Annotated in this window: 11 protein-coding genes; 9 read left to right on the top strand and 2 right to left on the bottom strand. The window is 37.4% G+C overall.

Annotation, left to right across the window (positions count from 1 at the left end; genetic code table 11):
• Positions 1-259, top strand: a 259-nt coding sequence (locus tag GXZ13_07825; protein ID NLX75711.1) for an AEC family transporter, incomplete at its 5' end; no start/stop codon positions are given.
• A gap of 97 nt (positions 260-356) precedes the next feature.
• Here the strand turns inward: GXZ13_07825 and GXZ13_07830 are convergent.
• Positions 357-1,037 carry a GntR family transcriptional regulator gene (locus GXZ13_07830; GenBank protein ID NLX75712.1) on the bottom strand — a complete coding sequence of 227 codons (681 nt, stop codon included), beginning with the start codon at positions 1,035-1,037 and terminating at the stop codon, positions 357-359.
• Between the two features lie 236 nt (positions 1,038-1,273).
• Here GXZ13_07830 and GXZ13_07835 point away from each other — a divergent pair, with 236 nt between their 5' ends.
• The 7 genes from GXZ13_07835 to GXZ13_07865 all read left to right on the top strand — a co-directional run bounded on the left by GXZ13_07835 (position 1,274) and on the right by GXZ13_07865 (position 9,188).
• Positions 1,274-2,914: a M20/M25/M40 family metallo-hydrolase gene (locus GXZ13_07835; GenBank protein ID NLX75713.1), complete on the top strand. Its 1,641-nt coding sequence runs from the start codon at positions 1,274-1,276 to the stop codon at positions 2,912-2,914.
• 41 nt (positions 2,915-2,955) lie between these two features.
• Positions 2,956-4,128 (top strand): pyridoxal phosphate-dependent aminotransferase, encoded by a 1,173-nt coding sequence (locus tag GXZ13_07840; protein NLX75714.1) that lies wholly within the window; start codon positions 2,956-2,958, stop codon positions 4,126-4,128.
• Positions 4,129-4,157: 29 nt separating this feature from the next.
• The gene (locus GXZ13_07845) at positions 4,158-4,658 is read left to right on the top strand and encodes a TRAP transporter small permease (protein ID NLX75715.1); all 501 of its coding nucleotides are present in this window, start codon (positions 4,158-4,160) and stop codon (positions 4,656-4,658) included.
• An 18-nt stretch (positions 4,659-4,676) separates the two neighbouring features.
• A complete protein-coding gene (locus GXZ13_07850) occupies positions 4,677-5,933 on the top strand; it encodes a TRAP transporter large permease (protein ID NLX75716.1) in 1,257 nt (418 codons plus the stop codon).
• 87 nt (positions 5,934-6,020) lie between these two features.
• Positions 6,021-7,040, top strand: a complete 1,020-nt coding sequence (locus GXZ13_07855) for a DctP family TRAP transporter solute-binding subunit (GenBank protein NLX75717.1) — start codon at positions 6,021-6,023, stop codon at positions 7,038-7,040.
• Positions 7,041-7,125: 85 nt separating this feature from the next.
• On the top strand, positions 7,126-8,097 hold the full coding sequence (locus GXZ13_07860) for a C-terminal binding protein (protein NLX75718.1): 972 nt from the start codon (positions 7,126-7,128) through the stop codon (positions 8,095-8,097).
• 8 nt (positions 8,098-8,105) lie between these two features.
• On the top strand, positions 8,106-9,188 hold the full coding sequence (locus tag GXZ13_07865; GenBank protein ID NLX75719.1) for an Ldh family oxidoreductase: 1,083 nt from the start codon (positions 8,106-8,108) through the stop codon (positions 9,186-9,188).
• Here the strand turns inward: GXZ13_07865 and GXZ13_07870 are convergent.
• Positions 9,185-9,283 carry a 23S rRNA (pseudouridine(1915)-N(3))-methyltransferase RlmH gene (locus GXZ13_07870; GenBank protein NLX75720.1) on the bottom strand — a complete coding sequence of 33 codons (99 nt, stop codon included), beginning with the start codon at positions 9,281-9,283 and terminating at the stop codon, positions 9,185-9,187. The genes GXZ13_07865 and GXZ13_07870 overlap by 4 nt on opposite strands.
• A gap of 319 nt (positions 9,284-9,602) precedes the next feature.
• Here GXZ13_07870 and GXZ13_07875 point away from each other — a divergent pair.
• Positions 9,603-9,779: hypothetical protein (locus GXZ13_07875; GenBank protein NLX75721.1), on the top strand; the 177-nt coding region annotated here is incomplete at its 3' end.

The raw sequence follows: 9,779 nt of genomic DNA on the forward strand, positions 1-9,779 counted from the left end.
GGGACCACTTGCGCTGATTGCAAGTCTTTATAGGCTGATAGTTCTACCTCTGGGCACTTATTTTCTTTTAAGTCTTTTGGGCTACGAATCCTATTATCTATATATTCCGGTTATTATTATGGCCATGCCAGTGGCAGCAACCGGAGCCCTACTGGCATCAAGATATGGAGAAGATCATGGGAGTATTACAGGTATTATCGTTCTATCGACAGTTCTTAGTATTATCACCATTCCATTGGTAATAAACTTCTTGTTATGATTATCAATTAAATCATATGCAATAAAAAACTTCTCCCAGATATTGATTTGGAGAAGTTTTTTAACTTAAAAACTAATAAAAAAATTGGTTGTAAGTGTTAAATCAAAGGTTCACTCATATTTTGGATAAGGGCAATCATTATTGAATCTTTTACTCCTTTAAGATGCTCTTCCATAATTTTTTGTGCCGTTTCTATATCTTGCTTTTCTATTGCTTCTAGTATTAAGCCGTGTTCATTTATCACATTTGTAGTCCTGTATTGAAAATCTGTATAATAGAGGTAGCGTATAAAGGACTGGTTTATATCTGTCATGTATTTTACAAGTAGAGAGTTGTAAGAGCTTTCTGCTATTGTAAAATGGAACTCACTGTCTATGTCAAGGAAACTTCTTCCTGCAATTTTATCTTTGTTTAAAAGCCATTTTTGTTCCTCATAGAGCGCTCTTAGTTTTACTAAATCTTCGGGCTTTCTTTTTATTGTCGCATCCCTTATAGCAAGATGTTCCAGGGCTTCCCTTAAATCGAATATTTCTAAAAAAGACTTGGGAGATAATTCCTTAACCCTAGTACTTTTACTACCAAATATAACTAAACCTTCATGACTAAGCTTTTGTAGGGCAGTCCTAATAGGAGTTCTACTAATGCTCAATAGTTCAGAAAGTTCCTCTTCGACTAATAATGAGCCTGGTTTGAATTCGAGAGAAAGTATGGCTCTTTTAATGTAGGAATAAGCGATATCTGAGAGAGTCATTTTATTATTTCTGTCAATTTCTTTCATTTAGACACCTTTATCATTTGTATGAAAACAATAATTCTTTGTATTTATATTAACATAAAATGTTTAATTATTCAATAATTATATTTAAAATCATGTAATTAATCTATTGCAATATACAAATAACCGTGATATTATACTTATATGTATACAATAACTAGATATTATTAGAGCCTTAATTATAAATTAGTTATTGGTTTATTACCCCTTTAGGGAGGAAAGGAAAGGTTGTGATTGATATGAAGTTGGGAGACAAGATAAGAAATTTCGCAATTGAATTGACTAAGGTGGGCAGTATTGTAGGCAGTAGGGATGAAAATGATGCAACCAGAAAAGTAATGGAGCGCTTTGAAGAGATGGAATATTTTAGACACCATCCTGATAATCTCTTCTATGTAGATGCTGTAGATGATCCTCTTGAAAGAAAATCTGTTGTAGCTGTTTTAAAAGGGGAGAAGGGTTCAAGTAAGAAGACTGTGGTACTTATTGGACATACTGATACTGTAGGAACATCAGATTATGGCGAAATAGAAGCCTACGCAACTAATCCGGATAGTTTACCTGATAAACTGGCTGAAGTTACAATTCCTGCTGATGCAAGGAAAGATTTGGAAAGTGGCAAGTATCTCTTTGGTCGTGGATTGTTTGATATGAAAAGCGGAGTATCCATTCTTATGCATATCGTGGAAGAGCTATCTCTAGATATAGAGAACCTAGAAGGTAATGTTATTTTTTCAGCGGTTTGTGATGAAGAAGGTGGCTCGGCGGGAATGCTCAGTGTTGTTCCTAAGCTAGTGGAAATTATGGAGAAGGAGGAGCTAGATTATAGGGCTGTAATTGATACGGACTACTCAGCACCACGCTATGAAGGTGATGAAACAAGATACATATATGTAGGCACTGTTGGTAAGCTTATGCCTAGTTTTTATATTGTTGGTAGTGAAACCCATGCAGGAGATCCCTATAAAGGCATTGACCCAAATCAGATTTCCTCAGCCATTATGGAGGAAATGAATCTGGTTATGGCATATGCAGATGAAGCAGAGGGAGAAGTAACGGTCCCTCCAGTTTCTTTGCGTCAACAGGATTTGAAAACAGAATACTCAGTGCAAACAGCTAAGACCTCTTATGTGTATTTCAACTTTTCAACCCATACTTCTACACCAGATCAAATGATGGAGATAGTTAAGGAAGGGGCACTTAGAGCGTTTAGGAAAACTATAGACAGACTTAAAGAAGAATTCTCAATTTATTCAGGTAGAAGTGGCTTTGAACATTATGAACTACCTTGGAAAGAGAGAGTTTTATCCTATAGTGAGCTTTACCAGAAAGTGAAAAATGAGCGCGGAGAGGAACTTGATAAGGCGCTTTCAGAGCTGGAGGCTAGACTACTAGCTGATAGGGATGTGGATGAGAGAGAACACTCGCTAAGAATGGTAGAAATGGTGCACAGTATGTGGTCTGACAAAGATCCAGTTGTAATAGCTTATTACTCGCCACCATATTATCCCCATATATATGTAAGTGAAGAAACACAAAAAGAAAGAGATCTACTAGCAGCTGTTGAAGAAGCTCAGAAAAATTGTGAATCTAACTACAAGATTAAGATGAGAAAGTTTTATCCATATATTTCAGATTTAAGCTATGCAGCAGCTCCTAGGGAGGAGGGTGCTGTAGAAAGCCTTAAGGACAATATGCCAGGCTTTGGCAGTAAATATAAGCTCCCTTTAGAAGAAATGCAAAAGTTAAACTTACCTGTTGTAAATATAGGCCCCTTTGGCAAGGATGCCCATAAATTTACAGAGAGAATAGAAGTTGACTATTCTTATAATGTTACCCCAGGCCTAGTTAGGGATACTATTCTAAATCTTCTGAAATGATTCAAAAGAAGAAAAAACCTCAAAAACGATAGGAGTTATTTATGGAAAAGAATGCAAGAATTAGTAAAATGCCCCCTGCTGGAGGACTTTATGATGTATTTCAAAAAGCACTAAAACTGAAAGCAGAAGGTAAGCGAATTGTTCACATGGAGATAGGTAAACCAGACTTTGCATCTCCACCAAAGGCTAATGAGGCTGTCAAAGAAGCTCTTGATAATGGATTTGTTCACTACACAGAGATGGCGGGAATTCCAAATCTTAGAAAGGCTATTGCTGACAAGGAACTAAAAAAGAATGATCTGGTAGTTAATCCAGAGGATGAAATAGTTGTTACGGCTGGAGCTTGTGAGGCTATAAGTACAATCTTCCTTTCCTATTTTTCTGAAGGAGATGAGTGTATAATTCTTAGTCCCTACTTCTCTGCATATAAAGAAATTGCTGTAATTGCAGGGGTTGAACTAATAGAAGTCCCACTGACAATTGATAATAACTTTGCGGTTGATATTGACGAAATTTGTAAGGCAGTAAACGAAAAAACCAGGGGAATAATTATAAACACACCTAACAATCCCACCGGACAAGTTATGACGCTAGATGAGCTAAAGCAAATTGCCGAATTGGCTAAGGAAAAAGATCTTCTCATAATTTCAGATGAAACCTATGATCAGTTTCTTTTTGAAGGAGAACACAAGAGCATTTATGGACTAGAGGGAATGAAAGAAAGAACCCTTCTGGTGAACTCACTTTCAAAAACCTTTTCAATGACTGGTTGGAGGATTGGCTATGTAATAGGCAAGGCAGAGTATATAAAAACACTAACTAAAATTCACCAAAATCTTTCTACATGTGCTACTTCTTTTGCCCAAGTTGGGGCAGCTGTAGCACTAAATGAGTGTGACCAGTTCACCTTAGACATGGTCGAAGAATTTAGACAAAGAAGAGATATTATTGTTGCTGGTCTTAAAGAAATACCGGGCGTTGAGTGTAATACTCCCATGGGAGCTTTTTATGTTTTTCCAAGGATAAGTGGAACAGGTTTAACTTCCATGGAATTCTGCGAGCTAATTCTAGATTATGGTGTTGCAGCAGTGCCTGGCACAGCTTTTGGGGCTGACTTTGAAGGCTATGTGCGCTTTTGCTACGCATGCTCTCAAGAAGATATAAAATGGGCTCTGGAACAAATTAAAAAAGCAATTGAAGAAAAAAATAAATAGAAAGGAAAAGAGCAAAGGGAGACGCAGTTATGAAAATAATAAAGTGGTTGGATGAAAACTTTGAAGAGAAATTACTCGTTGCAATGCTCGCCTTTTCAGTAATATTAATCTTTCTCCAAGTGATTATGAGGAAGGTATTTAGTAATTCCTTGTCTTGGAGTGAGGAGCTAGCACGTTATATCTTTTTATATATGATTTGGATAGGAGCAAGCTACGCCACTAAAAAAGGAAAACACTTGAGGATAGATGTTATAAATAATAAAATCCCAGAGGATAAGTTTTTAGTTTTTGAATTATTTATCTATGCTATTTGGCTGATTTTCACCCTAATTCTTTTTGTACTTTCTGCTAAGCTAACAGCTTCAGTTTTTGCTAGAGGTCAGTTGTCGCCAGCTATGAGGCTCCCTATGGGTTATCCATATTTATCAGTACCTCTAGGCAGTGGACTTATGGCGATTAGACTTGTTCAAAAAATGGTTGAATTTTACAAGGAATACAAGGGAAGCACTCTTGAAAAAATTGAGGGTTGAAAGGATTGAGTTAAAGATATGATTGTATTGATTCTCTTTGGGCTCTTGTTCTTACTCATAGGAATTAGTGTCCCTATAGGTATATCTCTGGGTCTAGCAACATTTATTTCTATGTACTTGTCTAAGAGCGTGTCAGTTATGTATGTAGCACAAAATGCTTTTACATCATTGGATTCTTTTCCTTTGATGGCCATCCCCTTCTTCATGCTAGCTGGAAACATAATGAGTTATGGAGGAGTTTCTAAAAGGCTGCTAAACTTTGCAGATGCGATTATAGGCCACATTACTGGGGGCCTGGGAATGGTAACCACTCTAACCTGTATGTTCTTTGCAGCAATTTCTGGCTCGGGGCCTGCCACAGTTTCAGCTATCGGGTCTTTCATGATTCCTGCTATGGAAGAAGAAAATTATGACCCGGGTTTTGCAGCCAGTTTAACCTCCGTGGCAGGAGCCATCGGAGTTATAATTCCTCCAAGTATCCCATTTGTAATTTATGGGGTAACAAGCGGAGCTTCTATAGGTGACCTTTTTATAGCAGGTATAATACCTGGGATCCTAATAGGTTTAGCCTTGATGATTACTAACTATTTTATAGCTAAAAAATACGGCTTTAAAGGAAGTACTACAAGGCCTAAACTTTCCAAGGCTTTTATCGAAGCTCTACCATCACTTTCAGTACCAGTAGTGATTTTAGGCGGAATATACGGGGGAATATTTACTCCGACTGAGGCTGCAGTAGTTGGTTGTGTTTATGGATTATTTATTAGCGTTGTCTTTAACAAGAGCATGAGCTGGGCAGATCTTTATGAATCTCTTAGGGATGCGGTTCTAATAAATGGTGCAACTACATACATGATTGGGCTATCTTCATCATTTGCCTTCTTTTTGACCATGAAACAGGTACCTGCATCAATAGGTGTTTTTCTATCCGGAATAGATAATGCCCCCCTACTAATGCTTCTTATGATAGGAATTCTGCTTATTGTAGGTCTATTCATTGACAACATTTCTTCCTGTATTATCTTAACTCCCATTATGCTGCCAATAGTGACAAAGATAGGGGTGGACCCAGTCCACTTTGGAATAATTATGACAATGGCACTAGCTATAGGATTTTCTACTCCTCCTTATGGGGCGAATCTCTTTGTTGCTTCAGCAATAAGTGGTACTCCTGTAGCAAAGATGATGAAATTTTTGAAGTGGTTCCTATTAGTAAATCTCATAGTTCTACTACTTGTAACTTTCATACCACAACTTGCTATGGGCTTATTATAAAAGCAATATGACATCTATCTTTTAGAAATCTAAAACCTAAATGGCTAGTCGATTGGACTTAAACGGAAAAAATAAAAGGAGAAAAAAATGAAAAGTAAAAAAACACTAGTTTTACTGGTAGTTGCTCTACTTCTAGTTACAGTAGTAGGATGTGGAGAAGGGGGGTCCTCAGGTAAGAGCGAAGATACTGTTACACTGAGAATTTCTCATGTTCTAGCTGAAGACCATCCAACTCATACAACCTTAGTCGATTTCTTTAAACCTGAAATTGAAAAGAACTCTAACGGAACAATCAAGGTAGAAATCTATCCCAATGCCCAGCTTGGCTCTGACCGTCAGGCCATAGAGTCTGTAAGCATGAATCAGCTTGAGATGACAGTACCAGGTGGACCGGTTCTTTCAGGTTTTTATGAGCCCTATATGGTCTACGACCTGCCATTTCTTTTCTCAAGTAGAGAAGCTGCCTATGCTGCCTGTGATGGCGAGTTAAGAGAGGAGCTGTCTAAAGGACTCCTTGAAGAACATAATGTGAGAATTTTAGGCATTGGTGAAAATGGATTTAGACATACTACAACCAATAAAGGTCCTATTAATACGCCAAGTGACCTTAAGGGTATGAAGATTAGGACAATGGAGAGCCCTCTTCATTTGGCAACCTTTCGCTCTTTTGGAGCTAACCCCACACCTATGGGATTCAATGAACTTTTTACAGCCCTACAACAAGGAACAGTTGATGGTCAAGAAAATCCAATTGCTATAATTTACACTTCTAAACTCTATGAAGTACAAAAATATATGGTGATGGATGGCCACTATTATGTAAACTGCCCCTATTTAATAAATGAAGATTTTTGGAATTCTTTATCAGCCGATCAACAGAAGGTGGTACAAGAAGCTACAGATTTAACTGTTGCTGAGCAAAGAAAGGCTTTAGCTGCTCAGGAAGAAGAGTATTTAGTCAAACTTGAAGAAGCTGGACTGAAAATTAATAGGCTTTCAGATGAGAATAAGCAACTTTTTATTGACGCTGCTCAGGTAGTTTATCCAGAGTTCACCAATAAGTTTGGTACAGATTTAGTGGATTTAGCTCAAAGCTATAATAAATAATAAAAAGGTGTAAAGGCGCTTTCGCTGTAGAATAGCGACATAGCGCCTTTTCTTCTCTTGATTGATTTGTTGAAAGGAAAAAATAATGAAAAAAATAGTGCTTTCCAGTGTATTGGTAGAAAATCCTGATATTGAATCAGCCTTAATTGGGGAAAGGGGATATGAATTAATTTTTATCCCAAATAGTGATGATGATACTTTCCTAGATAAGATAAAATTCGCAGATGCAGTTATTACTGCAGATAAGCAAATTACTAAAGAAATGATTGACACAATGGAAAACTGTCAGATAATCGTTAGGCAAGGGATAGGTTTTGACTCCATTGATCTTAAGGCTGCTAGGCAAAAAGGAATTGTTGTTTGCAATATTCCTGACTACTGCGTTGAGGAGGTGGCTGATTACACAGTGGGAATGATTCTGGCTGCGACTCGTCATATCACTACATACAACCAACATGTGCATGAGGGTATTTGGGATATTAATTCAGTTCATAAGGTAAGTGGTTTCCCACCTATAAGAAGATTAAGCACACAAACAGTAGGAATTGTTGGCTTCGGTAGAATTGCTAGGCTTATCGCATCAAGACTTAGACCATTCGGAGCGAATCTGATAACCTATGATCCATACATTGATTCTAAAATTGCTGAAGAAAACGGAGCAAAGCTAGTAGGTTTTGATGAGCTTGTAAAGACAGCGGATATAATGACACTAAATCTTCCACTTACAGAGGAGACCTATCACATGTTTGACAAGGATGCATTTGAGAAAATGAAAGAAACAGCCTTTGTGATAAATACAGGTCGTGGACCTCTTATAAATGAAAAAGACCTTGATTATGCCCTAAGAAATGGGTTAATTGCAGGTGCATCAATTGACGTAACTGAAAGTGAACCTCTTACCCTAGATAGCCCTCTGCTAGAACTAAAAAATCTAGTAATAACTCCACATGCTGCTTTTTTCTCCCATGATTCTTTTATAGAACTTAGAGAAAAGGCAGCGGCAGAAGCAATGGGAGTATTGGATGGGGAAGCTCCTAAGAATCCAGTAAATCTATAGGTGAGAAAATGTTAAGAGTAGAGAAAGAAAAGATGGAGAGCTTCTTAAAGGATCTTTTTATTCACATGGGGCTAGAAGAGAAGCATTCCAAGACAAGTGCTCAGGTAATAATTCAAGCTGATATGACGGGTGTACCTACTCATGGAATAGCTAAGGTTCCCTACTATGCTATGAGATATAAAAATGAGGCGGTAAATAAAAAACCTGATATTAGGCAACTTAATGAGGGGCTAAATCAAATTTTACTTGATGGTGATAATGGCAGTGGGCTAGTAGTCGGGCCAAGAGCTCTTGAACTATGCATAAATCTTGCAAAAGATAATGGAATGGCTTCTGTAGCTGTAAAAAATAGCAGTCACTATGGATGTGGAAATTATTATGGTTGGAAACTAGCAGAGGCTGGCTTAATAGGAATAGTATTTACTAATACGGCTCCTCTTATGGCTCCATTTGGAGGTAAAGAGCGCAGCCTAGGAACTAATCCTATAACTATCGCAGTGCCATCTAAAGAGAGGTTTCCCATTGTGCTAGATATGGCTACCAGCATGGCTGCATATGGAAAAATCCAAATTGCTGCTGCGGCTGATGAAACTATACCAAAGGATTGGGCCAATGACAGTGAAGGTGTTCCTACAAATGATCCTCAAATGGCTCTAGATGGTACACTTCAAGCCTTTGGAGGACATAAGGGTTATGGTCTGGCAGTAATAGTAGAGGCCTTTACAGCACTTTTAACAGGTTCTCCTTTTGGTGGTAGAATAACTACCATGGAAGAATTGGCAGGTAAAAAAGAAGAGGCAATAAGTCACTTTTTTATGGCTATAGATCCAAAGGGTTTTTCCTCAGGCTTTGATTTTTATTCTTATGTTGATAGTTATATTGACTATATAAAGAATACTGAGAAAGCAAAGGGAGTTGAGGAGATTTATCTGCCGGGTGAACTTGAATTTAGGCGATTCGAAGAAGCTACTGCAAAAGGGGTTTCAATAAGAGATGAGCAGCTAGATCGCCTACTTGTTCTTGCAAAGGAATTAAACCTATGTCCAGATTCCACAGTTAGTATAATAGACTTTATTAATTCGAAATATTAAACCCATTTGTGATAAGGACTACCAGCTAGGATTCTAGAGCCCCGGTAGAGCTGCTTTAAGAGGAGAGTGGGCATAATATCATGGGTAAAGATCATTTTGAAAAAGAGAGCAGCGGGTCTGATCTTTTTTAAGCTCTTTACTTAAGCCAGGAAATCCTCCTATTACAAATATTAGCGCTTAGTTGACTTATTTTTTTCTTCTGGAAAAAGAAAGTAAAGCCCTTGAAACTAAGTTCTAATCTATTTGAATCCAGTAGAAATTAATTGGATTTTTAAGGTAACTCTTTTAAATGTCAAATAAGAACATACTAAAGGTAGTGTACAGTAATTGTAGGTCAAGTAGGTGAAATAAAAGAAAGCTCCAAGTGTGCTAAGCTATTAGTATCAACAAAAACAGCGAAGAAAAGGAGCTTTCATGAACAGTATACTACAAATACTTAAAGAATTACCAAAAAAACTCTATGAGATTGAATTAATAGGTAAAGACATAAGCCAGTTTCTAGAGGAGTGCCAATTTACCTTTGATGAGTTTCTCCTAAGTTATGCCAAAGAGCGAATAGAAGACTTGGATGATGCCATTGTTTCATCTAAA

The organism is Synergistaceae bacterium, assembly GCA_012728235.1.
Lineage (GTDB): Bacteria > Synergistota > Synergistia > Synergistales > Synergistaceae > JAAYFL01.

Excerpts from the sequence above, each read along its gene's own strand:
- GXZ13_07865 (NLX75719.1), top strand. The coding sequence starts at position 8,106 with ATGTTAAGAGTAGAGAAAGAAAAGATGGAGAGCTTCTTAAAGGATCTT.
- GXZ13_07840 (NLX75714.1), top strand. The coding sequence starts at position 2,956 with ATGGAAAAGAATGCAAGAATTAGTAAAATGCCCCCTGCTGGAGGACTT.
- GXZ13_07860 (NLX75718.1), top strand. The coding sequence starts at position 7,126 with ATGAAAAAAATAGTGCTTTCCAGTGTATTGGTAGAAAATCCTGATATT.
- GXZ13_07830 (NLX75712.1), bottom strand. The coding sequence starts at position 1,037 with ATGAAAGAAATTGACAGAAATAATAAAATGACTCTCTCAGATATCGCT.
- GXZ13_07845 (NLX75715.1), top strand. The coding sequence starts at position 4,158 with ATGAAAATAATAAAGTGGTTGGATGAAAACTTTGAAGAGAAATTACTC.
- GXZ13_07850 (NLX75716.1), top strand. The coding sequence starts at position 4,677 with ATGATTGTATTGATTCTCTTTGGGCTCTTGTTCTTACTCATAGGAATT.
- GXZ13_07835 (NLX75713.1), top strand. The coding sequence starts at position 1,274 with ATGAAGTTGGGAGACAAGATAAGAAATTTCGCAATTGAATTGACTAAG.
- GXZ13_07870 (NLX75720.1), bottom strand. The coding sequence starts at position 9,283 with ATGATCTTTACCCATGATATTATGCCCACTCTCCTCTTAAAGCAGCTC.
- GXZ13_07855 (NLX75717.1), top strand. The coding sequence starts at position 6,021 with ATGAAAAGTAAAAAAACACTAGTTTTACTGGTAGTTGCTCTACTTCTA.